The sequence below is a fragment of the Micromonospora sp. WMMD987 genome (genome assembly GCF_029581435.1).
GTDB lineage: Bacteria > Actinomycetota > Actinomycetes > Mycobacteriales > Micromonosporaceae > Micromonospora > Micromonospora rifamycinica.
In genome coordinates this window covers 6830385-6856670 of the sequence record NZ_CP120861.1, presented here as the reverse complement: position 1 = coordinate 6856670, position 26286 = coordinate 6830385, and the positions used below count along the sequence as shown (strand labels likewise).

General features: G+C 72.9%; 18 protein-coding genes. 6 read left to right on the top strand and 12 right to left on the bottom strand.

The window, feature by feature from the left end; all coding sequences use genetic code 11:
* Positions 1–148: 148 nt before the first annotated feature.
* Positions 149–2761, top strand: coding sequence for a CHAT domain-containing protein (locus O7612_RS29295; RefSeq protein WP_282269207.1), 2613 nt, complete (start codon positions 149–151; stop codon positions 2759–2761).
* A 39-nt stretch (positions 2762–2800) separates the two neighbouring features.
* On the opposite strand, the gene O7612_RS29290 is transcribed toward O7612_RS29295, so the two are convergent.
* On the bottom strand, positions 2801–4654 hold the full coding sequence (locus O7612_RS29290) for a bifunctional diguanylate cyclase/phosphodiesterase (protein ID WP_282269206.1): 1854 nt from the start codon (positions 4652–4654) through the stop codon (positions 2801–2803).
* Entirely contained in the window at positions 4651–5457 is an 807-nt protein-coding gene (locus O7612_RS29285) for an SAM-dependent methyltransferase (protein ID WP_282269204.1), read from the bottom strand. Before O7612_RS29285 ends, O7612_RS29290 begins: the two co-directional genes overlap by 4 nt.
* A gap of 418 nt (positions 5458–5875) precedes the next feature.
* Between O7612_RS29285 and O7612_RS29280 the strand changes: the two genes are divergently transcribed.
* Positions 5876–8515, top strand: coding sequence for an IPT/TIG domain-containing protein (locus tag O7612_RS29280; protein WP_282269202.1), 2640 nt, complete (start codon positions 5876–5878; stop codon positions 8513–8515).
* Positions 8516–8685: 170 nt separating this feature from the next.
* Here O7612_RS29280 and O7612_RS29275 read toward each other — a convergent pair whose 3' ends face one another.
* The 6 genes from O7612_RS29275 to O7612_RS29250 form a co-directional block, all read right to left on the bottom strand.
* Positions 8686–10278 (bottom strand): cellulase family glycosylhydrolase, encoded by a 1593-nt coding sequence (locus tag O7612_RS29275; RefSeq protein ID WP_282269200.1) that lies wholly within the window; start codon positions 10276–10278, stop codon positions 8686–8688.
* Between the two features lie 171 nt (positions 10279–10449).
* On the bottom strand, positions 10450–11574 hold the full coding sequence (locus O7612_RS29270) for a HAMP domain-containing sensor histidine kinase (RefSeq protein ID WP_282269198.1): 1125 nt from the start codon (positions 11572–11574) through the stop codon (positions 10450–10452).
* Complete coding sequence (locus O7612_RS29265) at positions 11567–12262, bottom strand: response regulator transcription factor (protein WP_282269196.1); 696 nt, start codon at positions 12260–12262, stop codon at positions 11567–11569. Before O7612_RS29265 ends, O7612_RS29270 begins: the two co-directional genes overlap by 8 nt.
* A gap of 9 nt (positions 12263–12271) precedes the next feature.
* On the bottom strand, positions 12272–12985 hold the full coding sequence (locus O7612_RS29260) for a VanZ family protein (RefSeq protein ID WP_282269194.1): 714 nt from the start codon (positions 12983–12985) through the stop codon (positions 12272–12274).
* Positions 12986–13103: 118 nt separating this feature from the next.
* On the bottom strand, positions 13104–14375 hold the full coding sequence (locus O7612_RS29255) for a serine hydrolase domain-containing protein (protein WP_282269192.1): 1272 nt from the start codon (positions 14373–14375) through the stop codon (positions 13104–13106).
* A gap of 128 nt (positions 14376–14503) precedes the next feature.
* Positions 14504–15076, bottom strand: coding sequence for a TetR/AcrR family transcriptional regulator (locus O7612_RS29250; protein ID WP_282269190.1), 573 nt, complete (start codon positions 15074–15076; stop codon positions 14504–14506).
* 91 nt (positions 15077–15167) lie between these two features.
* On the opposite strand from O7612_RS29250, the gene O7612_RS29245 reads away from it, so the two are divergent.
* Positions 15168–16925, top strand: coding sequence for an ABC transporter ATP-binding protein (locus O7612_RS29245; RefSeq protein WP_282269189.1), 1758 nt, complete (start codon positions 15168–15170; stop codon positions 16923–16925).
* A gap of 16 nt (positions 16926–16941) precedes the next feature.
* Here O7612_RS29245 and O7612_RS29240 read toward each other — a convergent pair whose 3' ends face one another.
* A complete protein-coding gene (locus tag O7612_RS29240; protein WP_282269187.1) occupies positions 16942–17790 on the bottom strand; it encodes a helix-turn-helix transcriptional regulator in 849 nt (282 codons plus the stop codon).
* Between the two features lie 128 nt (positions 17791–17918).
* Between O7612_RS29240 and O7612_RS29235 the strand changes: the two genes are divergently transcribed.
* On the top strand, positions 17919–18905 hold the full coding sequence (locus O7612_RS29235; RefSeq protein ID WP_282269185.1) for an aldo/keto reductase: 987 nt from the start codon (positions 17919–17921) through the stop codon (positions 18903–18905).
* Between the two features lie 92 nt (positions 18906–18997).
* Here O7612_RS29235 and O7612_RS29230 read toward each other — a convergent pair whose 3' ends face one another.
* Complete coding sequence (locus tag O7612_RS29230; RefSeq protein WP_282269183.1) at positions 18998–19975, bottom strand: hypothetical protein; 978 nt, start codon at positions 19973–19975, stop codon at positions 18998–19000.
* Positions 19976–20116: 141 nt separating this feature from the next.
* Here O7612_RS29230 and O7612_RS29225 point away from each other — a divergent pair, with 141 nt between their 5' ends.
* Entirely contained in the window at positions 20117–23266 is a 3150-nt protein-coding gene (locus O7612_RS29225) for a BTAD domain-containing putative transcriptional regulator (protein WP_282269181.1), read from the top strand.
* On the opposite strand, the gene O7612_RS29220 is transcribed toward O7612_RS29225, so the two are convergent.
* Together O7612_RS29220 and O7612_RS29215 are read right to left on the bottom strand one after the other, a co-directional pair.
* On the bottom strand, positions 23246–23812 hold the full coding sequence (locus tag O7612_RS29220) for an AAA family ATPase (protein WP_282274097.1): 567 nt from the start codon (positions 23810–23812) through the stop codon (positions 23246–23248). The genes O7612_RS29225 and O7612_RS29220 overlap by 21 nt on opposite strands.
* 59 nt (positions 23813–23871) lie before the next feature.
* On the bottom strand, positions 23872–25458 hold the full coding sequence (locus tag O7612_RS29215) for a DUF6194 family protein (RefSeq protein ID WP_282269179.1): 1587 nt from the start codon (positions 25456–25458) through the stop codon (positions 23872–23874).
* A gap of 65 nt (positions 25459–25523) precedes the next feature.
* Between O7612_RS29215 and O7612_RS29210 the strand changes: the two genes are divergently transcribed.
* Complete coding sequence (locus O7612_RS29210; RefSeq protein ID WP_282274096.1) at positions 25524–26231, top strand: TioE family transcriptional regulator; 708 nt, start codon at positions 25524–25526, stop codon at positions 26229–26231.
* Positions 26232–26286 lie beyond the last annotated feature (55 nt).

The window sequence follows — 26286 nt, the reverse complement described above, 5'->3', positions numbered from 1 at the left end:
GCGGGCGCGGCGAATTCCCCGACCGCCAATTATTCCGTACCATCGCCGGTTGTCAATTGGCGCAATCCCGCAGAACACCCATTGACAACATTCCCGTGATGGATTCTCGACGTTGACGCGCGGCTGTCCGTGGTGGACTCTCTAGGGCATGCCCGACAGCACCGGATCCGGTGCCGCGGCGGCCCAGGCGGCGCTCGACGCCGTCCAGCGATACCCACCCGAGGCGATCACCATCGCCCAACAGGTGCTGGCCAGCCAGACCGCCGGCGACGACGAGCGTTCCACGGCCGAGCGGGCCATCGGCCTGGCCCTGCGTGAACTCAACGACCTGCCCGGCGCGCTGCGCCACCTGCGCCGGGCGGTCCGGGCCGCCGGCACCCCCCGGACCCGGGCGCTGGCCCGGATGAGCCTCGGGTACGTGCTGGCCAACGCCGGCCGTACCGCTGCCGCACTGCGGGCCGTGACCGCCGCGCTGCCCCAGCTCACCGGTGCCGACGCCGGTCGCGCCCGGATGCAGCGGGGGGTGGTGCTGCACTACCGCGGACGCTACGCCGAGGCGGTGCGCGACTACGGCATCGCCATCGACATCGCCCAGCGCGAAGGCGACCCGCTGCTGGAGGCACGTGCCCGCAACAACCGCGGACTGCTCAACGCGCACCGGGGCTCCTCCGGTGGCACCGACGACGACCTGTCCCGGGCGGCGGCGGTCTTCCACCGGCTCGGGCTCGACCTCGCGGCGGCGGACGCCCGTTGGAACAGCGGCATCGCCGCCGGGCAGCGCGGCGACATCGCGGTGGCCCTGCGGTGCTTCGCCGACGTCGACGAGGAGTACCGGCGGCTCGCCGTACCCCGTCCCGCGCTGCTGCTGGACCGGTTCGAGCTGCTGCTGTCGGTGCCGCTGCTCGACGAGGCGGTCGAGGTGGCCGCCGTCGCGGTCCGGGAACTGCACCGCAGGGGAATGGCCTCGGACCTCGCCGAGGCGCTGCTCGCCCGGGCCCGGGCCGCGCTGCTCGCCAGCGACCTGGACACGGCGTCCGCGGCCGCCGCCCAGGCCCGGGTCCGTTTCCGGCGGCAGGGCCGCCGCACCTGGGCCGCCTTCGCGCAGCACGTCGAACTGCGCGCGGAGTTCCGCCGGGGCACCCGGACGGCGAGCCTGCTCACCGCGATGGTGCGCACAGCCGGCCAGCTCGATGCCACCGGCTGGCCCGGTCCGGCGCTGACCACCCGGATCGAGGCCGGTCTGCTGGCCGCCGCCACGGGTCGCGTCGACCGGGCCGTGGCCCTGCTGGACCGGGCCGCCCAGGCCCGCCGCCGGGGCACCGCCCCGCGCCGCGCCCAGGGTTGGTACGCCCTGGCCCGGTCGCGTCGGCTCACCGGGGACGATCCCGGCGCGGCGCGCGCGCTGCGCCGGGGGCTGGCCGTGCTCGACCGGCACCGCACGTCGCTCGGCGCCACGGAGCTGCGGGCGCACAGCGGGGCGTACGGGCAGGAGCTGGCCGCCGAGGGCCTCGACATCGCGATCCGCGCCGGCTCCCCGGCCCGGACCCTGGCCTGGGCCGAACGCTGGCGGGCGAACACCCTTCGGATGCGGCCGGCGCTGCCCCCGGACGATCCCGACCTGCTCGCGGCGCTCACCGAACTCCGACTGGTCAGCAGCCTGCTGGAGGACGCGGTGCTGGCCGGTCGGCCGGCGCACGCCCTGCGCAGCCGGCAGGCCCGGCTGGAACGGCGTATCCAGGACCTGGCCCGTCGGGTGCCCGGCGGGGTCGGCGTGGTGACCCCGCCCGGTGTGGGTGTGCTAGCCGGACGGCTCGGCTCCCGCGTGCTGGTCGAGCTGGTCGCCCACGGCGACCGGCTCCGGGCGGTGCTGGTCCGTGACGGCCGGGCCAGCCTGCACGACCTCGGCCCGCTCACCGAGGCGGTGCACCTGGCCCGCCGGCAGCGGTTCGCCCTGCGCCGGCTGGTCACCACCGGCGACACGAGCACCGCGCGGGCCGGGGCCGACCATGCCGCGGCCGCCCTGGACCGGCAGCTCTTCGATCCGTTGCGGCGGCACCTCGGCGACCGCCCCCTGGTGATCGTTCCGGTGGGCGCCCTGCACGCCGTACCGTGGTCGGGGTTGCCGACCTGCGCCGGACGCCCCGTGACGGTCGCCCCGTCGGCCACCGCCTGGCTCCGGGCGGACGGCCGGCAACCGTCGGCCGGTCCCTCGGTGCTGGCCTGCGGTCCGCGGCTGCCGGCCGGCCGGGCCGAGGTACGCCGGCTCGCGCAGGTCCTGCCCGGGGCCACCCTCCTCGCCGGCGCGGACGCCACGGCCGACGCGTTGACCGCCGCGCTGGACGGGGCCGGCCTGGTCCACATCGCCGCCCACGGCACCTTCCGTGCCGACAATCCACAGTTCTCCACGCTGGAGCTGGCCGACGGGCCGCTGTTCGCGTACGAGTGGGAACGGGTCTCCCGGCCGCCCGGCTGCGTGGTGCTCTCCGCGTGCGACTCGGGGCTGACCGGGGTCCGGCCCGGCGACGAGGTGATGGGCTTCACCGCCGTGCTGCTCGCCCTGGGCGCACGGTGCCTGATCGCCACCGTGCTGCCGGTGCCGGCCGAGCCCACCACCGCGCTCATGCTGGACCTGCACCGACGGATGCGGGCCGGTAGCCGCCCGGCCCAGGCGCTCGCCGACGCCCAGCAGGCCTTCGTCGCCCCCGGTGACGGCACCAGCCGGGCCACCGCCGCGGCGTTCGTCTGTCTCGGCGCCGGCTGACAGTGGCGTCAGGTGTCTCGGCGTCGGCTGACGGCGGCGTCAGGGCCGCCGGAGCGGAACCACCGGCAGTCCGGTGTCGCGGGGTGTCGTCTCGCGGTGCTGTCGCGCGACGATGCCGGCGGTGATCTCGTGCGGCGGCACCGGACGCCCGAAGTGCCAACCCTGCCCGTTGTCGCAACCGGTCGACGCCAACTGGCGGGCCTGTTGGGCGGTCTCGATCCCCTCGGCGGTCACCACCAGGCCGAGCTTGTGCCCGAGCGACACGACGGTGCTGAGGAACTCGTCGTCCGTGCCGGGACGGCGGGCACCCGGCCACCGGGTCGGCTGCGTGGACGAGCGGGTCAGGCTGGCGTCGAGTTTGAGGCCGTGCAGGGGGAGTGAACGGAGGTTGGCCAGGTTCGCGTAGCCGATGCCGAAGTCGTCGATGACGATCCGGACGCCGATCGTCATCAGCGCCGCCAGGGTCTCGGTCACCACGCCGCTCAGGTCGATCACGGCCTGCTCGGTGACCTCCAGCTGGAGCAGGTGCGGTGGCAGTCCCGTCCGGTCGAGGATCTGCGCCACCGCGCCGGCCAGGCCGTTCTGGTGGAGTTGGCGGACCGACACGTTCACGCTCACGTACAGGCCGGGTTGGACCCGCTGCCACCGGCTGGCCTGCCGACAGGCCTGCTCCAGCAGTTGACTGCCGAGCGGCACCACCAGACCGGTCCGTTCGGCCAGCTCGATGAAGCGGGCCGCGCTGAGCAGGCCGAGCCGGGGATGCTGCCAGCGGGCCAGGGCCTCCACCCCGGCCAGCCGGCCGGTGCTCAGGTCGGCGATGGGTTGGTAGGCGGCGACGAACTCGCCCCGCCGCAGCGCCGCCGGCATGGCCGCCGACAGCCGGTAACGCGCGGCGTCGGCGTTGCTGCGGTCGGGGTCGAACTGGCGCAGGGTGGCCTTCCCGTCCGCCTTGGCCCAGTGCAGCGCGATCTCGCTGGCGCGCATCAGGGCCGCGGCGCCGCCGTCGGCGACGGTGGCCTCGGCCACTCCCGCGCTCGCCGTCAGGGGTACCTCGGTGCCGTTGACGCGGTACGGGGCGGCGACCGCGGCGAGCGCCTGATCGGCGATCTTGATGGTGTCCTCGGTGCAGGTGGTGTCGCGGACCAGGATCGCGAACCGGTCGCTGTCCAGCCGTGCCACCAGGTCGATCCGTCGGTCGGTGAGCGCGCCGAGCCGGTCGGCGATCTCGCGGAGCAGCAGGTCGCCGACCTGATGGCCGAGCACGTCGTTGACCGCCGCGAAGTCGTCGACGTCGAGGCAGCAGACCCCCACCCGGTCGACCGGCACCTCGGCGGCGGACAGGCGTCCCAACTGCTCGGTGAAGAGGGTCAGGTTGGGCAGCCCGGTCAACGTGTCGTGGGTGGCGAAGCGACGGAACCTGGCCTCGCTGACCCGCAGCGCCTCCTCGGCCTTGGTGCGGGCGGTCAGCGCGGCCAGCCGGACCGTTTCCTGGGCCCGGAGGGTGCGGTCGTGCGCGGCCGCCGAGAAGCCCGCCGCGAGGTCGGCCAGCAGGCTGTTCAGCCGGGCGGCGTGGACCGGGTCGGCCCCGACGGCCAGCTCGTCGAGGAACCGTGAGCCGATGACCGCAATCGTGCCGCCGAGCGCCTCCGGCGACCCGAAGCCGGCCGCCACCAGGTCGGCGCCGATCCGGTGGCCGTGGCCCGGCTCGGCGGATTCGGCGAGGACCGCCGTGACCAGGCGGTCCGCCAGCCCGGTCACGATGCGGTGCCGATGCTCGGCGCTGATCGGCACGTAGTGCGCCCGGTGCAGGGCCACAGCCCACGCCGTGACGAACTGCTCGACGCCCGGCCGGTGCCGGTCGTCGAGCCCGCCGGCGTCGGGCCGATCGCTCACCTGCGACGCCCGACCCCGACGTAGAAGCTCATCCGCTCCGGGTGCTCGCCGACCTCGGCCGGTGACTCGGGACGCCACAGCGGTGACCACACCACACCCGGTTCCACCAGGTCGAGGTCGGCGAAGAAGTCCTCCACCTGCGCGCGGGTGCGGGCGGTGACCGGGGTGTTCGTCCGGCCGCTGAGCCGGGTGCCCTCACCCATCTCGTCCGGCCGGCTGTCGGCGGTGACGTGGCTGATCGCCACGCAGCTCCCGGGGGCCAGCGCCGTCCACAGTCGCCTGATCACCCCGTACGGGTCGTCCTGGTCGGGGATCGCGTGCACGACCGAGACGAGCAGCAGGCCGACCGGCCGGTCGAGGTCCAGCAGCCGGCGGACCTCCGGGTGGCCCAGGATGGCCTCCGGGTGGCGCAGGTCCTCCAGCAGGGCGATCGCGTTCGGCTGCCCGGCGAGGATGTGCCTGCTGTGCGTCACCGCCACCGGGTCGATGTCCACGTAGACCACCCGGGTGTCCGGGTCCACCTGCTGGGCGATCTCGTGCACGTTGCCCACCGTCGGGATGCCGGACCCGATGTCGAGGAACTGCCGGATCCCCTCGTCGAGCATGAACCGCACCGCGCGGTGCAGGAACTCGCGGTTGGCCCGCGCGACCAGGCGGAGGTCCGGCACCGCCGCCAGGGCCTGGCGGGCGAACTCCCGGTCGACCTCGAAGTTGTGCGAGCCGCCGAGCCAGTAGTCGTAGGCTCGCGCCACACTCGGCCGACTGAGGTCGACATCTGCTGGTGCCCACTCCGGCCGTTCCATTGCCACCTTTCCCCATCACCACAGTGACGTGACCGCCGCCACTATAATCGAAAGTTTCTTACTCCTGCAGCGCGACGGGATCACGCCGCAGGCCAGCGCCACGACCGGCTCCACTCGACATCCGTCCACAGGGTACGGACGGTCGGTCCACGGATCGTCGTCCGGCGCGACCCGTGACGCCCGCCGGTCGTGGTGTCCCCCGGGCGGTGGTGTCGGTCGATGTCCGGTAACTGGCGGACCGGCCGGACGGCGGGGGTCGGGGCGCGGTCCGGGCAGGGTGGTGCGGTGGTGGATCGCGCTGACCGTCCGTGACGATAGATACCTTATGAGTAACTTGTCCGATTCCTGATCGTTCAGTCGTTGACGGCCGCCCTGACACCGGGCAGTTCCGTCATCCGATCTGAAACGGGGGAAACCGGTGAGGCCTGTCCTGCGAAGAATCACGAGCGCGTCCACGGCGGCGGTGGTCGCCGGCCTGGCGGTCCTGGGGGTGGGGACGCCGGCCCGGGCGGCACCCGGCGACGCGACCGCCCGTGGCGTCGTCATCGACCTGTCCGCCGAGGTGGCCGGGATAGCGGTGATCACCGCCGACGCCACCATCGGCAGCGCCACCGCGCCGGCCGCCGGGGGCACCGACACCGAGACGCTGCTGGCGGTATCGGTGCCGGGGGCGCTCGGCGTGACCGCCAGCGGCACCGTGCAGGAGGTCACCGCCACCCGGGCGGCGGACGCGTCGTCGGCGTCCGCCAGCGTCAACGCCCTCAACCTGACCGTGCTCGGCATCGACGTGCTGGACGCCGCGGAGGCCACCGCCACCGTGGTCTGCCCGCAGGTCGGCGCGACGAGTGCGGACACCACACTGGTCGGGCTGGAGCTGTTCGGCTCGGCGGTGACCCTGACGGCGAACACGCCGGCCGTCGTGGCCAGCGCGGCGGTGGTGGTGCCGGGGCTGGTGGGCGCGAGCCTGAACGCCGCGCTGACCCGCGTCGAGACGACCACCGCCACCGGCGCCACCGCGATCGCGGTGCGGGCCGTCCTCACCCTGTCGGGCGACATCCTCGGCATCCCGACCACCATTCCCGTCGGAACCGTGATCGTGGCCGAGGCCAGCTGTGAACGTCCGCCGGCGGCACCGACCACCGCGACGATCACCCCCGACGAGGGTCCGCAGTCGGGCGGCCAGCCGGTGACGATCACCGGCACGGGCTTCGTCCCGGGCGGCACCACGGTCACCTTCGACGGCGTGCCGGCGACCGACGTCACCGTGGCGCCGGGTGGTGCCTCGCTGACGGCGGTCACCCCACCCGGCGCGGTCGGCCCCGCCGAGGTGGTGGTCAGCACGGTGAACGGCGCGAGCGCGCCGCTGGGCTACACGTACCTGGCCGACGGCAGCGCGGCCACGGTCACCGACCTCACACCGACCTCCGGACCCACCGTCGGCGGCACGACGGTGACGATCACCGGCACCGGCTTCACCGGTGCGGCCGGCGTGGACTTCGACGGGTTGCCCGGCACCGGGTTCACCGTCGACCCGGCCGGCACCACGATCACGGTGGTGACCCCACCGAACCCGGCGGGTCCGGCCCTGGTCGAGCTGGTCTTCCCGGCCGGTCGGGTGACTGCGCCGACCTTCACCTACCTCGCGCCGACGATCACCTCGATCGTCCCGGCCACCGGCCCGACCGCCGGTGGCACGACGGTGACGGTCACCGGCACCGGCTTCACCGGGGCGACCGGAGTGACCTTCGACGGCACGCCGGGCACCAACCTCGTCGTGAACCCGGGCGGCACCTCGCTGACCGTGGTCACACCGCCGGGGCAGGTCGGTCCGGTGGACGTCACCGTGCTCCTCCCGGGCGCGGACGCGACCGCACCGGACGGCTTCACCTACGTGGCGGCGCCACCCACCGCGGCGTCGATCACCCCGGACACGGGTCCGCAGGCGGGCGGCCAGCCGGTGACGATCACCGGCACCGGCTTCGTCCCCGGTGACACGACGGTCACCTTCGACGGGGTGCCCGCCACCGGCGTCACGGTCGCCCCGGGCGGCACCTCGCTGACGGCCGTCACCCCGCCCGGCGCGGTCGGGCCGGCCGTCGTGCTGGTGACCACCGACGCCGGTACGGCGGCACCGCTCGGCTACACCTACCTCGCCGACGGCAGCGCCGCCGACGTGACCGGGCTGACCCCGACGACCGGACCGACCTCGGGCGGCACCACGGTGACCATCACCGGGACCGGCTTCACCGGGGCGACCGGGGTGACCTTCGACGGCGTGCCCGGCACCGGGTTCACCGTCGATCCGGCCGGCACCACGATCACCGTGGTGACCCCGCCGAACACGGCCGGACCGGCGACGGTGCGACTGGTGTTCCCGGCGGGCACCGCCGGGGCGCCGTCCTTCACGTACGTCGCGCCGACGATCACCTCCATCGTGCCGGACACCGGACCGACCACCGGCGGCACCACGGTGACCATCACCGGCACCGGCCTCACCGGGGCCACCGGCGTGAGCTTCGGCGGCACACCGGGCACCAACCTGGTGGTGAGCCCCGACGGCACCTCGCTGACCGTGGTCACCCCACCCGGCCCGACCGGCCCGGTGGACGTGACCGTGCAGCTGCCGGGTGACGACGTCACCGAGCCGGGTGGGTTCACCTACCAGCCCGTCCCGCCGCGCATCGACACCGTCACCCCGGGCCAGGGGCCGACCGGCGGGGGTACGACCGTGACGGTCGGCGGTTCCGGGTTCGTGCCGGGCCGGACCACGGTCACCATCTGCGGAACGGTCATCCCGGCCAGCCAGGTCACCGTGGCCCCGGACGGTCGCTCGTTGACCTTCCGCACGCCGTCCTGCGCGGCCGGCGACACCACGGTCGTGGTGAGCACCGACGGTGGTACCTCCAACGGGTTCACCTTCCGCTACGTGCCGCGGAACCTGCCGGTGACCGGTGACGCCGTCACCACCCCGCTGGCCGCCGGGGCGGTGCTCGCGCTCCTCGGCGTGGTCCTCGTCCTGCTGACCCGCCGCCGGCGGCACGCCGGACAGGTCGACTGACCGGTTCGTCCCGGCCGGGGTCCGATCGGACCCCGGCCGGGACGCGCACCGACGGCCCCGTCCCGCCGACCGGCTCGTGGCGGCACCCGTGGGCCGACCAGGGGCCTGACCGCCGTTACGGCCGGTCAGGCCCCTGGTCGTGCTCCGGCCGCCTGCGGTTCGGGGCCTGCTCAGCTCGCCGCGCAGGACAGCGACGGCACGCCGTTGGTGCCGCCCGCCGAGGCCAGGAAGCCGAAGGTGGTACTGCCACCGGCGGCGAGCGCGCCGTTGTAGCTGACGTTGCGGGCGGTGACCGTCGAGCCGCTGCTGGTCAGCGTCGCGCTCCACGCCTGCGTCACCTGCTGGCCGTTGGCGAACGTCCAGGTCACCGTCCAGCCGCTGATCGCCGAGCCGCCCGCGGTCACCCGTACCTCGGCCTGGAAGCCGCCCTGCCACTGACCGGTCACGGTGTACGACGCCGTGCAGGACCGCCCGCCCGACGGCGGTGGGGTCGTGGTCGGCGGTGGGGTGGTGGTCGGCGGCGGTGCGGTGGTGGTCGGCGGTGGCGTGGTCGGCGGGGTGGTGCCGACGGCGCTCATGATGGCGTCGATGATGCCCTGCTGGGTGACGGTGCCGTTGGCGCGGTTGAACAGCCCGAAACCGTACGCCCCGTTGTAGCCGTTGTCCCAGTAGGCGGTGGCCGCCCCGTACTTCCTGGCGGTGGCCACCAGGGTGCGCGCGTAGTCCGCACGGTACCTGTTGTTCGTCGGGTCGGCCGACGTCTTGTCGACCGAACCGTATTCACCGACGAACACCGGGTAGCCGCGCGCGACGAAGGTGTCGCGCACCTTCTTCAGCTGCCCGTCCATGAAGTCCTGCTGTCCCCAGGTCGACTTCCGGGACGGATTGGTGGCGGCCGGTCCCCACTGGGTGATGGTGCCGTTCTCCTCACCGGCGAAGTCCCAGGGGTCGTAGTAGTGCACGGAGATCATCAGCCGCTGCTCGGCGGCCGGAACGGACGACGACCGGTACTGGTCGGTCGGCAGCACGAAGCCGTAGTTGCCGACGGTGTAGTCGATGTTGGTGTTCCAGCCCGGGACGAGCAGCCAGCGCGAGGTGTTGTTCCCCCCGGTCCGGCGGACCGTGTCCACGAAGATCTGGTTGTAGGCGTTGATGTTCGAGTAGCACGGCTGGGTGGGATTGCCGTACTGCCCGTCGAACTCCTCGTTCATGGATTCGAGGACGAGGCGTTCGCCGTAGCTCTGGAACCGGGTGGCGATCTGCTGCCAGACCTTCTGGTACTTGTCCCGGATCGTCGTCTGGTTGGACGAGTCGCAGATCAGCCACGAGCCGTTGATGGTCTTGTAACCGTCGCCGTGCATGTTGATCAGCACGTACAGGCCACGACCGTAGGCGTAGTCGACGATTTCCTTGATCCGGTTCAGCCAGGCGGCGTTGACCGTGTAGTTCGGGGCGGACCCGATGTTCCCCAGGTAGGAGACCGGAATCCGGATCGTCGAGAATCCCGCCGCCTTCACCCGGTCGATGAGGGCCTGCGTCACGACCGGGTTGCCCCATGCCGTTTCGCTGGGGATCCCGTTGGCGTTGGCCTCCAGGGCGTTGCCCAGGTTCCAGCCCGCCCCCATGCCGGCGACGAGTTGGGTGGCGTTGAGCTGGGCCATGCTGTCGGCCGACGCGGAACTCGTCGTCGCGACGACGGATCCGGCCAGCGCCAGTACACCGGAGAGGAAGGCGAACTGCACCTTCCGGAGTGTGGATGTCACCAGGATCTCCCGTCTTCGAGCCCACCGTCACGCGGGGTTGTCGAAGCGATTCGACGATCTGTCGACTGTCTGCCCCGGCAGGTGCCGGGCCGCCAAAGAATAGATGTACATGCATGAATGGGCAAGGTGGCCGGGGGTCTCGTGCCGGGTTCGGACCGCCGGGGGAGGACACTACGGCGTGCCGGGCAGTCGGACCGTGACCAGGAGGCCTCCCCGTGGGCCGGGGGCGAGGTCGAGGGTTCCGGCGTGGGCGCGGACGATGCTGTGCACGATGGCGAGGCCCAGGCCGACGCCGGCGTGTTCCTCGGTGCGTACGCGTTTTGTCCCGCGCTGGAAGGGCTCGGTGAAGGTCGGCACCAGCTCGGGCGGGAGCCGGTGGCCCGTGTTCCCGATCCGCAGCACGCTCGTGTCGCCGTGTACTCCGGTGTGGACCGATACGGTGCCGCCGGCCGGTAGGTTGTGGACGATGGCGTTCTGCACGAGGTTGGCCACCATCCGTAGCAGAAGCTCCGGGGAGCCGCTGGTGCAGGCCGCCCCACCGGAGACGTCCAGGGTGGTCCGACGTCGCTCGGCGAGCGGGAGCAGCGTCTCGGTCGCCTCCTCGGCGAGCAGCGAGAGGTCGACACGCTCGCGGGTGAAGACACCACGGTCGCCCCGGCTGAGCAGCAGCAGAGCCTCGGTGAGGTCGATCGCCCGCTGGTTGACGGTGTGCAGCCGGTCGATGAGGTCCCCCCGTCCCGCGGCGGGATCCCGACGGGCGACGTCGAGCAGCGCCCGGGACACCGCGAGCGGGGTCCGCAGTTCGTGGGACGCGTTCGCGGCGAACCTCTGCTGCTCGGCGACGTGGGACTCGAGTCGTTCGAGCATCGAGTCGAACGCGTCGGAGAGTTCCCGGAACTCGTCGTCGCGTCCCTCCAGGCGAATCCGGTGGGACAGCGACCCGTGCGCGGCCATCCGGGTGGCACGGGTGATGCGGGTCAGTGGCGCGAGCATCCGGCCGGCGAGGAACCAGCCGCCCAGCAGGCCGAAGAACAGCAGCAGGGTCAGCACCGCGACCGCTCTCGGGGCGAAGGCGCGGAGCAGGTCGGAGCGGTTCGGTACGAGCATGACGGGGGCGGGGAGCCGGGAGCCGCCGGGGGCCGGTGCGGGCGTGGCGGGGGCGTCGATCACCTCGGGTACGTACCGCAGCAGGAACACCCACACGGTGGCGAGGAGCAGGCCACCGGCCAGCACGACGAACCCGGCGTAGCTGAGGGTCAGTTTGAGGCGGACGCTGGGACCGGGCTCCCTACCCACGCTCCGCTCCCGTGCCCCCGTCGCCGGACCCGGTGTCGATGCGGTAGCCGACACCCGGCACCGTGCCGATGATCCATGGTTCGCCGAGCCGTTTGCGCAGGGTGGAGACGGTGATACGGACGGCGTTGGTGAACGGGTTGGCGTTGAGGTCCCAGGCCCGTTCGAGCAGTTCCTCGGCACTGACGACCCCGCCCTCGGCGGCGACGAGGACCTCCAGCACGGCGAACTGCTTGCGGGTGAGCGCCACCGGACGGCCGTCGCGCAGGACCTCCCGGCGGAAGGGGTCGACCCGCAGGCCGGCGGTCTCCCGGACCGGCGGCCGGGCGTACCCGCGTCTGCGGTCGAGGGCCCTGAGTCGGAGCACGAGTTCCCGCAGGTCGAACGGTTTGGTCAGGTAGTCGTCGGCACCGAGCTGAAAGCCGGACGCCTTGTCGTCGATCCGGTCGGCGGCGGTGAGCATGAGGATCGGGATGCCACTGCCGGAGGCGACCATGCGCCGGGCGACCTCGTCGCCGGAGGGGCCGGGGATGTCCCGGTCGAGGACCGCGAGGTCGTAGTGGTTGACGCCGAGCAGCTCCAGGGCCGCGTCGCCGTCGGGGGCGATGTCGGCGGCGATCGCCTCCAGCCGCAGGCCGTCCCGGACAGCCTCGGCCAGGTAGGGCTCGTCCTCCACGATCAGTACGCGCATGCGGGCAGCCTATGGTCGGACGAGCGTCGTACCGGTGGGTCCGGATCGCCGGCCCGACGCCGTCGCCGGCCCGGTGCGCCACCAGTGGCGGGACGCCAACCCGGCCAGCACGGCGCCGGTGGTGTTGACCAGTACGTCGTCGACCGAGGAGACCCGGTCCAGCAGCAGGACGCACTGTGCGGTCTCCACCAGGACCGAGCAGCCCGCCCCGAGCGCCAGGACCCGCGGCACCGAGGCCAGCGCCGGGAACCGCACCGGGGCGAAGAACCCCAGCGCCGCGAAGACCAGCAGGTTGCCGCCGATGCCGACCGGCCCCATCGTGGCCAGGTCCCGCAGCGGGACCAGGCTCACCCGGCCGGGGCCGGTGCCCGGTGCCGCTCCCGGCATCAGGACCATCCACACGAACGGCACCGTCCCGTAGACCATGCCCACCTCGGTCAGCGACCTCCGCCACGCGGAGGTGCCGCCGGTCGCCCGACGCAGGTGGGCCAGCGTCCACACCGCCAGGGCCGCCAGCGGCAGGCCCACCAGCGTCATCAGCACCACCCCGTTGAACGTGTCGTAGCAGCCGTGCCACCGTCCGGCCAGGCACGGGGGAGCGGACATCATGAGCGGCCGTCGGACGGCGAACGCCGCGCCCGCCAGCCCGAGGACACCCAGGCTGGCGAGCGCGACCGTGCGAATCGGGCGCGGCGGTGCGGACGGGGAGACAGGGTCGTTCATGCCCCCATCAAAGCCGCAGCGTTGTTGCGGCGGCGTATGCGTTTCTCCATGCCCCGCCGCCCTCCGGAGCCCGGCGCGCTGAACCCGGCAGGTCCCGCTCCCGCTCCCGCCGGACCGCTCAGCCGCCGCCCCCGCCACCGGGCGGTCCGACCGGACCACCGGTGACGGCCGCGGCCTCCCGCAGGCAGATGTCCAGCATGGGTACGCCGTCGCTGTTGGCGAGGACGACGCCGACCCACCCGGTGTCGGGATAGATGCTCCAGTTCGCGCCGACGCCACCGGCCCCGCCGCCCCGGCCGATCACCCACTGGCCGTTGACGATGCTCACCGGCATCGTGTAGCCCTCGTAGGCCGTCGGCTCCGGGCCGGGGAGCTTGGCCCCGGCGAACAGGTCGGCGTAGGGCCGGTCGAGCACCGTGCCGTCGCGCAGTGCCTCGGCGAACCGGACCAGGTCCGGTGCGGTGGCGAAACCGTCGCCCGAGGCGTACCCGATGAAGCCCCGGCCCGGGTTGCGGCCCAGGATGTTCGGATCCAGGCTGCCCTGGTCCAGGTTGCGGACGGCGTCCACCAGGCTGCCGTCGGCCTGCCGCAGGTACGGGTGCGCGAGGTGCCCGTCGGTGAGCCACTGGTCCCGCGAGTAGTACGCCGAGCCGGTCATCCCGCAGCGCCCGAAGACGTGCTCGTGCACGTAGTCCCAGAACGTCATGCCGGACACCGCCTCCACGACCTGCGCGGCCATGGCCAGGCCCACGCCGCCGCCGGGAAGGTGGCCGTTGGACCCGGTGCCGGGCACCCCCGCCAGGTTCGCCTGCCGCACCCACTGCTCGTGGTACCCGTGCACCTCCTCCCGGCTGTGGAAGACACGCTGCCAGTCCGGCATCGGGGCGTCCAGCCCGGAGGTGCTGGTGAGCAGGTGGTGGAGGGTCACCTGCTCGGCGATCGGTCCGGCGAGCCCCGTCAGGTGGGTGCCCACCGGGTCGGACAGCGTCACCCGCCCCTGCTGCACCAACCGCAGGACCGCCACCGACAGGAAGGGCTGGCTGCCCGAGGAGAGGTTGAACGCGGTGCCCTCGTGGTTGCGGATCCGCCGCTCCCGGTCGGCCATGCCGTAGCTGCGCGACAGCACCGTCCGGCCCCGGTGGGACAGCAGCACCACACCGGAGAACCTGCCCTCGGCGGCCAACCGCGCCACGTACCGGTCGTAGGCCCCGCCGGGTCGGGTGTCCGGTGGGATGCGGTCGCGGCCGGGCGGGCCGGTGCGGGCCGGGGCGGCGTGGCCGGTCCCGGCACCCACCAGCGGGCCGCCCGCCGCCACCATCCCGGCGGCGGCCATCCCGCCCCAGGTGACGAGCCGTCGCCGGTCGATACCACGTGCGTCGTCGGAAACCATGGTCACACCCCTCGCCGGGTCGACGGGTGGTGTGCTGACAGTGCTGCGCTCTGGTCCATGTCCGCATCCAAGACGTGCGGACGTTGCGGGGGCGTATGCGTTTTCCGGGTTCCGAGCCGGCCGGCGGGTCAGGGTGCCAGTGCCCGGCGCACGGTGTGCAGGACCTTGGTCAGGGCCTGGTGCTGGGCGGCCCGATCCTCGGTGACGTGTTGCCAACCCGCGTACAGCAGTGCCCAGATCACGTGTTGAGCCCATTTGGGTTCGACGCCGCGGTCGAAGTCACCGTCCGACTGGCCCCGTTCGATCAGCCGGAGCAGGGCCCGGTCGTACTCGTGCTCCTGCTCCCAGTCGACCAGGTCGGCCATGTGGGGCGCCTCCAGCAGCCGGAGCCGGTCACCGAGACCGAAGTACTCCGAGCACAGCCGCTCCAGAGCGGCATCGGCCGGGCCGTCGTTCAGGCGGGCGCGTCCAGCCGCCGCTTCGAGCTGCTCCTCAACGTCCGCCACGATCGCGGTCAGCAGGTCGGTCCGCTCCGGGTAGTACCGGTAGACAGTCGTGCGTGCCACCCCGGCGGCAGTGGCCACGTCGCCCAGTGAGGCCGCCGGCTCCTGGATCAGCAGCGTCACGGCGGCGTCGAGGATGGCACGTCGGGTGCGGGACCGGACCCCGGACTCCGCAGTCGACCTGTCATCCTTCGCCATCCCAGCATGATACAGGTAACAACTTTACGGAAATCGTTGGCCAATTTTGGTACAGCGATGTTTCATTTTGAGCATGTTTGGCGCGGGAAGCTTGAGGAACCGACTGCCGCGACTGCGCATCCTGTGGTCGTTCGTCCGGCCGCACCGGCGCACCCTGGCGGTGGCCCTGTCGCTCGCGCTGGTGGCGGCATCGCTGGAGCTGGCGAACCCGCTGGTCACCAAGTGGATCCTGGACTCGCTCGGTGGGTCGGCGTCGCTGGCCGCTCCGGTGACGACCCTGCTGATCCTGCTCGTCGTCGGTGCCGCCGTCACGGCCTGGCAGCAGACGATGCTGGGCACGCTCGGCGAGCGCGTCGTGCTGCGAGCGCGTACTTCCCTGGTCGACCGCCTGCTCCGCGCCACCGTGCCCAGCATCACCAGCAGATCGCCGGGGGAGCACGTCGCGCGCCTCACCTCGGACACGGTCCTGCTGCGCGAAGCGGCCGCCGGCTCACTCGTCGGCCTGATCAGCGGCACCATCATGCTGGTCGGCACACTGGTGTTGATGGCGGTGCTGGACCTGGTGCTGTTCGCCACCACGGTGGTCGCCATCACCGTCGTCGCGCTGCTGTTCGCGCTGATGATGCCCGGCATCGCCCGGGAACAGGAGCGGGCACAGGAGCACGTCGGCCGGCTCGGTGCCGCCCTGGAAGGCACCCTGCGGGCCATCAGGAGCGTGAAGGTGAGCCGCGCGGAGGCCCGCCTGGCCTCGCGGATCTCCGCCGAAGCCACGTCGTCGGCCGAGCACGGCATCCGCGCCTCCCGGCGCGAGGTCCTCGCCTGGACCGTCGCCTGGGTCGGCGTCCAGGTCGCGCTGATCAGCACCCTCGCCGTCGGCGCCTACCGTGTCGACCAGGGCCACCTCGGGGTCTCGGCTCTGGTCGCCTTCCTGCTCTACACCTTCGGTCTCCTCGGCCCGGTCACCGAACTGTCCACCAATGCCACCGCCCTGCAGGCGGGCATCGCGGCCGCCGAACGCATCCGTCAAACCGACACCATGCCCGTCGAAGAGGACCTGGTACCCGTGCCCGGCACCGTCCCGCCGATCATCCCTGGGAATGGCACCACCCCTGCGCTCCGGCTCGTCGGCGTGAGCGGTGCCCACGGCCCTGACCTGCCGCCGGCGATCCACGACGTCACGCTCGACATCCCGCGACGAGGCCACGTCGCCATCGTCGGCCCCTCCGGAGCCGGCAAGACCACCCTCTTCTCCCTCATCCTGCGCTTCCTCGAGCCCACCGGGGGCACCATCCACCTGCACGACGTCCCGTACCGGTCCCTGCCGCGCACCGAGATCCGCAAGAGACTCGCGTACGTCGAGCAGGAACCCGCCCTGGTGCCCGGCACCCTCCGCGACAACCTCACCCTGGCCCTGCCCGGCGCCACCGACGACGACCTGCACCGCGTCCTGGCGGAGGTCCGTCTGGATGACAAGGTCGGCACCCTCGTCGACGGGCTGGACACGGTCGTGACGAACACCACGCTGTCCGGTGGCGAGCGCCAGCGCGTCGCGCTGGCCCGTGCCCTGCTGCACACCCCCGAGGTGCTGCTGCTCGACGAGGCGACCGCCCAGCTCGACGGCATCACCGAAGCGGCGGTCCACCACGCCGTCCGCGTGAAGGTGCAGACCGGTGTGGTGCTCACCATCGCCCACCGGCTCTCCACCGTCATCGACGCCGACCTGATCGTCGTCATGGAGGCCGGCGCGATCCGGGCCACCGGAACGCACCGGCAGCTCCTCGCCACCGACACCCTCTACCGGCAGCTGGTCCGGTCCCTGCGGATCCCGCGGGGGGCCGGTGTGCGCTGACCACCGACCGGCCCGGTCAGTGCGGCACGCTGGCCGGGAACTCCTCGACCCCCAGTACGCGTAGCAGCTCGAGTCTCTCCCGGGCCTCGGCGTCGGCCGGGGTCAGCACCAGCAGTTGCTGGCCGAGGTCGGGGGTGACCAGGGTCTCGCAGTCCATCGTGACGCGGCCCACGCGCGGGTGCAGGAACGTCTTGCGGTCGGCGCGGCGTACCGCCACCTCGTGCTCGGCCCACAGCCGTCGGAAGTCGTCGCTCGCCGCCAGCAACCGGTCGATCAGGCCGGTCACGACCGGGTCGTCGGCCCGGCGGCCGGCCACCGCGCGCAGGTCGGCGACCTGCTGGCGGGCGTGCCGCCGCCATTCCCCGGGGCCGTGGAGGTCGCGGACGCTCGGGTCGGTGAAGTAGCGGTAGGCGACGTAGCGGCGGTCACCGGTCAGCCCGGTGTGGTCGCCGGTGAGCAGGATCGACATGCGGTTCTGCGCCAGGACCTCGCCGAGATCGGACAGGACCATGGCGGGGGTGTCGCCCACCAGGTCGAGCAGGCGGACCAGACCGGCCCGGGCCAGGCGGGCGATGCCGGCGGCGGGCGGCGGCTGGTGACCGGCCAGGTGGAACAGGTGGTTCCGCTCGTCGTCGGTCAGGCGCAGGGCCCGGGCCAGGGCGGCGAGCAACTGGGTGGAGGGCTGACTGCTGCGCCCCTGCTCGAGGCGGACGACGTAGTCGACGGACATGCCGGCGAGCATGGCGACCTCCTCGCGGCGCAGGCCGGCGGTGCGGCGGCGGGGGCCGTCGGCGATGCCGACCTCGGCGGGTCGGATGGCCCCGCGCCGGCGACGCAGGAAGTCGGCGAGCTGCTCACGCTGCATGCCTCCATGCTGCCCCAGGGCCGGGCACCGAGCCAGGGAGTGGCGCTCCCACGACAAGCGCTCCGCTACCGGCGGGCCGGACAGCGGCGCAGGGTGGAGCCGGAATCGACCGACGAGGGAGAGTTTCGATGCAGACACGCACACTGGGCAGTACAGGTCCCACGGTTTCCGCGGTGGGGCTGGGGGCGATGAGCATGTCGGGCACGTACGGCCCGGCCGATCGCGGGGAGAGCGTCGCCACCGTACGGGCCGCGCTGGACGCGGGGGTCACCCTGGTCGACACCGGCGACTTCTACGGCATGGGGCACAACGAGCTGCTGTTGTCGGAGGCGTTGCGCGGACGCGACCGGGACAGCTACCTGCTGAGTGTGAAGTTCGGGCAGCAGGTGGGGCCGGGCATGCGCTTCGCCGGTCAGGACTCCCGCCCGGACTCGGTGCGCAACTTCCTGAACTACTCGCTGACCCGGCTCGGCGTCGACCACGTGGACATCTACCGGCCGGCCCGGCTCGACCGGTCGGTGCCGGTCGAGGACACGATCGGCGCGATCAAGGAGATGATCGACGCCGGTTACGTCCGGTATATCGGGCTCTCCGAGGTCGACGCGGAGACCGTCCGGCGGGCGCACGCCGTACACCCGATCGCTGATCTTCAGATCGAGTACTCGCTGCTGTCGCGGGCGGTCGAGGCCGAGGTGCTGCCCACGCTGCGGGAGTTGGGCATCGGGCTGACCGCGTACGGGGTGCTGGGCCGTGGGCTGCTCTCGGGGAACTGGGTGCCGGGGCGGGCGGACGACCCGCGTAACCACGCTCCCCGCTTCTCCGCCGAGAACGCGTCGCACAACCTCGCCCTGGTGGAGGCGTTGCGTCGGGTCGCCGACGCGAAGGGGTGCACGGTGGCGCAGCTGGCGATCGCCTGGGTGGCGGCGCAGGACCCGTCCATCGTCGCGCTGGTCGGTGCGCGTACCCGGCAGCGGCTGGCCGAGGCGTTGCCGGCGCTGGACGTGGAGCTGTCGGCCGCCGATCTCGACGCGATCGAGGCGGCCGTGCCGAAGGGCGCCGCGCGCGGTGACCGCTATCCCACGGCCTTCATGGCGAGCCTCGGCGTCGGCAACTGACCCGGGCCGGCGGAAGGGTCGCGACGGAAAGGGCGCGGCCATCGCGCGACAACGCTGGTTGTCGCGCGATGGCCGCGGGGACGGGTGCCGGATCAGGCGGCGACGGCCTGCAGGTAGGCGGTTCCTCCACAGGAGAGCGTGCTGAGGTTCTTGAACCACATCGAGACCTGGCGCTGCGAGGAGCCGTCAGCGTTGATGCGCTGGACGTAGACCACCCGGGTGACCTCGAACTGGCAGTAGGTCGGGAAGCTGCCCTGGGGCGACGGGCCGATCACGTAGGCCGAGGTGACGGGATTCGCGTTGTTCCAGGTCGTGGACCAGGTCGCCCCGGCGCTCACGGTCGCCATCGAGAACTGCGAACCGATGGTGGTCGAGCCGAGCCGGACGTCGGCCTGGCAGGTGACGGCCCCCACGTTCTTGACCTCCACCCAGATCTGCCGGAGCGAGCTGCCGGGCTGCACGGTCCAGATGCGGGTCACCTGGAACTGGCAGGCCGTCGTGCTCGTGGCACCGTTCGGGTTGAGACCGGCCACCCAGATGGTGTTCCAGGGGACGTTCCAGAGGTACGTCTGGGTGCCTCCCGGGCTGACCCCGCCGGTCGAGACGAGGGCCGTGCTGGCCACCGCCGCCAGCTGCACCGTCGCACCACAGGCGATCGAGCCGACGTTCTTGAGGGTGAAGTGGAACTGCCGCTCCCCACTGGACAGCTGGACGTACTTGCTGCTGATCGTCTCGAACTGGCAGGTGGCCGAGGTGGTGGCGCCGGCCGGGTTGTAGCCGACCACGTAGGCGGCGTCGGCCGGGGCGTTGGTCCAGGTCCAGCCCTGGGTGCTGCCGGCCGGGACGGTGCCGGTGAACCATGTCGCGGCGGTGCCGATCCCGCCCTTCGCGGCGGTGCCCAGCCCGTTCGACGCCGCCGCGGCGGCCCGTGCGTCGCGCTGCGACGACTGGGACTGCTGCGACTGCTGTGACGGCTGCGCCGACTCGCCGGCCTGCGCGACCCCGACCGACGCGACGACCATGCCGAGCGTCGTCACCGCGAGGAGAGCGGCGCGGATTCTTCGTCTCATGGAAGCTCCTTCACCCAGGTTCCGGGCCGTCCGCCCGGCTCCACCAGGCTGCGCGGCGTCGCTTGCCATCGGCTAGCCGTCCGATAGCCGCCCTGGCTGCGGCCCATAGAATCTTCATCGATACGTCGATGTGGGGGCCGGATGACATGGCGCTTGCTCGGCCCGGTCGAGGCCGTGGTGCGGGGCGAGCGAGTACCGCTGGGACGACCCCAGCAACGCGCCGTCCTGGCGTACCTGTTGCTCAACGCCAACGTGGTGGTGTCGGCGGAGCAGCTGGCCGAAGCCCTGTGGGGCGGCGCGCTCCCCACCCGCGCCCGGGCACAGGTCCAGGTCTGTGTCTCCCGGTTGCGACGACTGACCCGGGCGGCCGGCATACCCGAGACGATCCACTCGGATTCCGGGGGATACCGCCTTGAACTGGCCGGTGACGACCTGGATGTGGTGGTCTTCTCCGGGATGACCGCAGCCGCGCGTCGGTACGCCGACTCCGGCGAGCACGAGCGGGCCGCCACCCTGCTGCGACAGGCGCTGGCGTTGTGGCGTGGCCCGGCCCTCGCGGGCGCGTCCGCCGCGTTCGTACCGGCTGCCGTCGCCGGCCTGCACGACAAGCGGCTCGCCGCGTCCGAGGACCTGTTCGACGCCGAGTTCGCGCTCGGTCGGCACGCCGCGGCGGTGGCGCCGCTGCGCGAGCTGGTCACCGGGAACCCGTGGCACGAGGGTCTCGCCGTGCGGCTGATGACGGCGCTGGCCGGATCGGGGCACCGGGCCGAGGCACTGCGGGTGTTCGAGCGGATCCGCCGCCTCCTCGCCGACGAGCTGGGCATCGAGCCGGGGGCGCGGCTCGCGGAGGCCCACGTGCGGGTGTTGCGGCGACAACTTCCGCCGGGCGGCCCCGCGTCACCGGTCCGGGAGACCGGAACCGCTCCGCGTCCCGCCCAACTGCCCGCCGGTCTGTCCACCTTCACCGGCCGGGGCGACGCGCTCGCCACGCTGGACACGATGCTGAGCCGGGCCCGGGGGAGCGACGCCCTGGCGGTCGTCGCGATCGTCGGGACGGCCGGGGTGGGCAAGACGGCGCTGGCGATCCGGTGGGCGCACCGGGTACGGCACCTCTTCGACGACGGGCAACTCTTCCTGGACCTGCGCGGCTACTCACCCGGAGCGGCGACAGCGCCGTCGGACGCGTTGTCACGCTGCCTACGCGCGCTCGGTGTGCCACCCACCCAGGTGCCGGACGACGTCGACGAGGCGACGGATCTCTACCGCAGCGTGCTCGCCGACCGGCGGGTGCTGATCCTGCTCGACAACGCCCGCGACACCGCGCACGTCCGGCCGCTGCTGCCCGGCGGCGCCGGCTGCCTGGTGATCGTGACCAGCCGTGACCGCCTCGGTGGGCTGGCCGCCGGGCACGACGCGCAGCGGCTGTCGTTGGACGTGCTCTCGCCGCAGGAGGCCACCGAGCTGTTGACCCGCGTCATCGGCGCGGACCGGGTCGCCGGGCAGCGGGACGCCCTCGCCGAACTGGCCCGGGACTGCGCACACCTGCCGCTGGCCCTGCGTATCGCCGCAGCGGACCTGCACGGCCGCCCGGACGAGCGGGTCGGTGGGTATCTGGCGCGGCTCCGGACGGGTGATCCGCTGACCGTGCTGACCGTCCGGGACGACGACCAGACCGCGGTGCGTTCGGCGTTCGCCGCGTCCTACCGGACCCTGCCACCGCGGCTCCAGCGGCTGTTCCGGCTGTTCGGCCTGGTGCCCGGCTGCGACGTGACAGCGGAATCGGCCGCCGCGATGCTGCGGTGCGGAACCGGCGAGGCGGCGGACCTGCTCTCCCGGATCGCCGACGCGCACCTGGTACAGGAGCGGACGCCCGGCCATTTCGGCACCCACGACCTGCTCGGCCGGTACGTGACCGAGCTGGCGGAGACCGGGGACAACCGGGAGACACTGGGCGACCTGCTGTCCTGGTACCTGTTCAGCGTGTACGCGGCGGCCGACCGGCTGTGTCCCCAGGTGTTGCGGGTGCCCACGCGGCTACCCGCGCCCGTCGGTCCACCGATGCGGTTCGCCACCCATGTCGACGCCCTCGCCTGGCTCGACGCGCACCGGCACAACCTCGTCGCCGTGACCCGCCATGCGGCGCACCGGGAACTGCACGCCTTCGCCTGGTCGCTGGCGGACGCGCTGCGCGGATACCTGTGGCTGGGCATGCACACCACCCAGTGGTCCGAGGTCGCGAGGATCGGTCTCGCCGCGGCCCGGGCCGACCGGCACGAGCAGGCCGAGGCAGCGGCCCGGCTGAGTCTCGCCGCCCTGCACTGGCGGCTGGAACGGTTCCCCGAGGCGATCGACGACTATCAGCTGGCGCTGCTCGCGGCGAAGCGTTCGGGATGGCGCGACGGCGAGGCGGCCGCACTGGGCAACCTGGGCCCGGTCTTCCGGATGACCGGCCAGCCGGGTGAGGCGCTGCGGGTCATGGAGCAGGCGCTGGCCGTCAACCGACGCAACGGCCGGACCGCGGGTGTCGCCGTCAACCACAACAATCTCGGACTGGTCTGCGCCGACCTCGGTCGGCTCCGTGCAGCCGCGGAGCATCACCACGCGGCGCTCACCCTGGCCCACCAGGGCGGGGCAACCTCCAGCCGGGCACTGATCCTGAGCAACCTGGGCGTCGTCCACCACCTTCTCGGCCGGTCCGACGACGCGCTGCGGACGCTGACCGAGGCACTGGAACTGCATGAGCAGACGGGCAGCCGGGGCCGTGCGACGACCCTGTGCGCGCTGGCCCGCGTGCACGGCGACCGGGGCGAGCACCGGCGGGCGGCCGACCTCGCCCGGCAGGCGCTCGACCTGGCGCGTACGCCGGCCGAGCCCCGGGTCGAAGCGCTCGCCCTGCACATCCTGGGCGTCGTCGAGGGGAAGACCGGCACCCTGCTGAACGCCCTGAGAACCGCGCGCACGACCGCGGACCGGTACATCGAGGCCGATGTCACCGTCAGCCTCGCCGAGATCGACGAGCCCGCGGCGCCGTCCTGGTGCCATGCGGCGCTGTCCATCACCCGGCGGTGCGGGTACCTGCTGCTCGAAGGCCGGGCGCTCGCCGCCCGCGCAGCAGCCGAGTACCGGGCCGGTGACCTGACCGCCGCCTGGCGCAGCGCCCGGCTGGCGGCCCGGTCGCACGCCCTGACCGGCCACCAGCCGGGCACGGAGCGCATCGACAAGCTCATCGCCCTTCTCGCGTCGGAGCACCTGCCGGACACCGCGGGCGGGCTACCCGTCGAAGACCGCTGATCCCAGCGCCTGCACCAGCGACGCGTAGGTGGCCTGCACCTCGTCCACCACGCTGGGCACCAGCACCGCTCCCGGGCGCAGGCGGACGACCTCCATCAGGTTGTCGTACATGGTGGCGAGTGCGGTCGACCCACCGGCCCGCGCGACGAGCCGGTGGTGGTGGCGGATCCACGCGTCGTCGCTGTCGCGGGCGCGGCGGTGGAACCGCTCGATCGCCGTCTCCCGTTCGTCGACCAGGACGATCTCGTGGAAACCCGCCCCGTGCACGCGCGCGATCCGCTCGACACCCTCGATCTCGTCGCTCGTCGCGAGGTACTGCGGCAGGACGACGTCGTGTCCGCCGGCCAGGTGGACCGCCGCCATCCCCCGCACCAGGGACCACACGGCCGGCCAGGTGTCGGTCTGTTCGTCCCGCCAGCCGCCGACGAGGCGGTGGATGGTGTCGACGTCGAGGTTCAGGGCGCCGGGATGGCGGTCGGCGTAGCGCGCCGAGAGGGTGGACTTGCCGATGCCCGGCGGGCCGTTCAGGTGGATCAGTCGCGCCATGCTCACCTCGATGCAGTGGAGTCGGCAGGAAACCGGCGGGCCGGCGGCACCTGCTCCGGTCATCGGCTCCCGTGGTGCTCGCGAGCAGCGGCGCGGACACGTGCCCGGTCCAGCAGCCGCTCCACCTCGTCCGCGGTGGCCGGGCCCGGGTTGACCACGCTGACCCAGCCCTGGACAGCGTAGGCGGGATGGGGCATCAGGCGGTCGGTCCGGGTGAAGTCGAGTCCGTCGCGGTGGGCGGCGAACTCCTCCGGTCCGTAGCCGAACAGGTTGCGGAACTCCGTACGACCGACCTCGATGTTGAGCCGGTACCGGCCGGGCGAGGACAGCCGGGACCGTTCGTCGAAGCCGGGCACGTCGTGCCCGACGATGGTGGCGAACGGCCGCATCCGGTCCTCGCCGGCGAAGAAGAACCGGTCGCCCCAGGTGTGGGACGGCATGCCGGGGCCGGCTTCGATCCGGGTCTCGGTCACTCCGGGACGGCCGGCGATCCGGGCGGCGTCAGCCGCGCCGGGCTCCGAACCGATGTGCAGGATCGCGTCGCAGGTCCCGATCGTGGCCGCGTCCAGCGGGGAGTACCCGAGCAGGTCCGTCACGCGTGGGCGCAGGTCGCCGCCGACGGGTGGCGCGAAGATCCCGGTCTGCGGGCCGAGGCGTTCCTCGTAGGTGCCGACCTCCGGTGGGCCGAGGCCGACCGGCCCACTCGCCCCGAGGCTTCCGGCCACGTAGAGGTACCTGTCGCCGAGCAGTGGCGACACGATGGAGCCGGCACCGTTCCACCGTGCCGCCTGGTCCTGACCCTCCCAATGGGTGTCCCACCGGCTCGGGTGCCGCTGGAGGTGGGCGTTGTTGGCCGAGACCAGAACCGGCCCACGGTCGCGTTCCAGGGCGAGGATATCGAGCAGGTTCTGTGCCATCACCGCGTCCCGCGTCGCGAGCAGGCGGCCGATCCGCTGGGACTGGGTGCCCGGCTCGGCCATCGCGGCGTGGTACGTGAGCAGGCCGATCGCCGTGGTGGCGAGTACTCTGGCCCGGTTCCACGCCGCGGGGGAGGTGTCGCCGACGAGCCGGGGCGCGTCGGCGTACAACCGGGATCGCAGGTCCTCGGCGAGGCCCCGGAGCGCGGCGGCCTCGGGTGAGCGGCCCGGCGAACACGAGGCGTCGTACATGATCTCCGGGGTGGTCCAGCGGTCGTCCGCGCCGACCAGGCGGTCCAGGTCGGTCGTCGCCACGCCGAGGTATTCGCACAGCTCCCGGAGCAGCGGGCCGGGGCTGGGTGCGCCGGTGATCTCGGTCGGGGCGTCGAAACCGTGAAAGGTGACGCGCTCGGCGGGTGGCAGTTTCCCGTTGTGCTCGCGCAGCCAGTCGACCAGTTCGCGGGTCGCCGGGTGGGCACCCCAGCCGTGACTGATACCGGTGCCCAGGTCCACCTCGTCGCGCCGGCCCTGGACGTAGTCGTCGACGGCGAGGCCGGCGGCCCGGTCCGATTCGATCGCGATCGACCGGAAACCGTGCCCGACGAGCGTTTCGAGGATCCGGTTACGCAGGCGCGGGAATGCCGGCTCACCGTGGTAGGGCTCACCGATCGCGAGCAGGTGCGGCCGTCGGGTGCCGACCAGGGACAGCAACGCGGTGTCGAAAACCATGACCTCGACCGTATCGTTGAACCGACCTGTGAAACTTCACCCCGATCCAGCTCGGAGAACGTCACCTGAAGTCTCAAAACGCGAGGTACCGGCCGGTGGACCTGGGCCGGTCGGTCGGGCTGTCCGCGCAGGCGGTCCGCAACTACGAGCAGGCCGGCACGATCCCGCCCGCCGTCCGCACGGCCAGCGGCTACCGGGTCTACACCGACGACCACCTGGGCGCGTTGACCGCTTACGTCGCGCTCGTCGCGGGGTACGGCCACCGCGCCGCCGGAGAGATCATGAAAGCGGTGCTCGGCGGCGACCTGCCGACGGCACTGGCCGTGCTCGACACCGCCCACGTGCAGCTCCACCGTGACCGGGAGACCGTGGAACGCGTCGCCTCGGCGGTCGTCCTGCTCGCCTCCGGCCCGCCGGCCACGCCGGCCCCGGATGTGCCCGTCCCGATCGGCGTCCTCGCCCATCGGCTCGGCGTCACCCCGGCCACCCTGCGCACATGGGAACGAGCCGGCATCCTCGCCCCGGCCCGGTCCCGGACCGCGCGGGCCTACCACGCCGACGACGTACGTGACGCCGAACTCGCCCATCTGCTGCGCCGGGGCGGCTACCCGCTGCACCACATCGCGGCCGTGATCGGGCAGGTCCACGCTGCCGGTGGCCCCGGTCCGCTGGCCGCGTCGATCGACCAGTGGCGCGGACGGATCACGGCCCGGGGCCGGGCGATGCTCGCCGGCTCGGCCCGCCTCGCGGACTACCTGGCCTCTGTGAGCTGACGCAGAGCCGGCGCCCGACGATCACGGTGGCGACCGGAGCCGGTGGCGACGCGAC

Bases quoted from the DNA above. Each gene is read 5' to 3' on its own strand.
- O7612_RS29260 (WP_282269194.1), bottom strand. From the start codon at position 12,985: ATGAACGACCCTGTCTCCCCGTCCGCACCGCCGCGCCCGATTCGCACG.
- O7612_RS29240 (WP_282269187.1), bottom strand. From the start codon at position 17,790: ATGCAGCGTGAGCAGCTCGCCGACTTCCTGCGTCGCCGGCGCGGGGCC.
- O7612_RS29230 (WP_282269183.1), bottom strand. From the start codon at position 19,975: ATGAGACGAAGAATCCGCGCCGCTCTCCTCGCGGTGACGACGCTCGGC.
- O7612_RS29295 (WP_282269207.1), top strand. From the start codon at position 149: ATGCCCGACAGCACCGGATCCGGTGCCGCGGCGGCCCAGGCGGCGCTC.
- O7612_RS29220 (WP_282274097.1), bottom strand. From the start codon at position 23,812: ATGGCGCGACTGATCCACCTGAACGGCCCGCCGGGCATCGGCAAGTCC.
- O7612_RS29255 (WP_282269192.1), bottom strand. From the start codon at position 14,375: ATGGTTTCCGACGACGCACGTGGTATCGACCGGCGACGGCTCGTCACC.
- O7612_RS29225 (WP_282269181.1), top strand. From the start codon at position 20,117: ATGACATGGCGCTTGCTCGGCCCGGTCGAGGCCGTGGTGCGGGGCGAG.
- O7612_RS29235 (WP_282269185.1), top strand. From the start codon at position 17,919: ATGCAGACACGCACACTGGGCAGTACAGGTCCCACGGTTTCCGCGGTG.
- O7612_RS29250 (WP_282269190.1), bottom strand. From the start codon at position 15,076: ATGGCGAAGGATGACAGGTCGACTGCGGAGTCCGGGGTCCGGTCCCGC.
- O7612_RS29285 (WP_282269204.1), bottom strand. From the start codon at position 5,457: ATGGAACGGCCGGAGTGGGCACCAGCAGATGTCGACCTCAGTCGGCCG.
- O7612_RS29215 (WP_282269179.1), bottom strand. From the start codon at position 25,458: ATGGTTTTCGACACCGCGTTGCTGTCCCTGGTCGGCACCCGACGGCCG.
- O7612_RS29265 (WP_282269196.1), bottom strand. From the start codon at position 12,262: ATGCGCGTACTGATCGTGGAGGACGAGCCCTACCTGGCCGAGGCTGTC.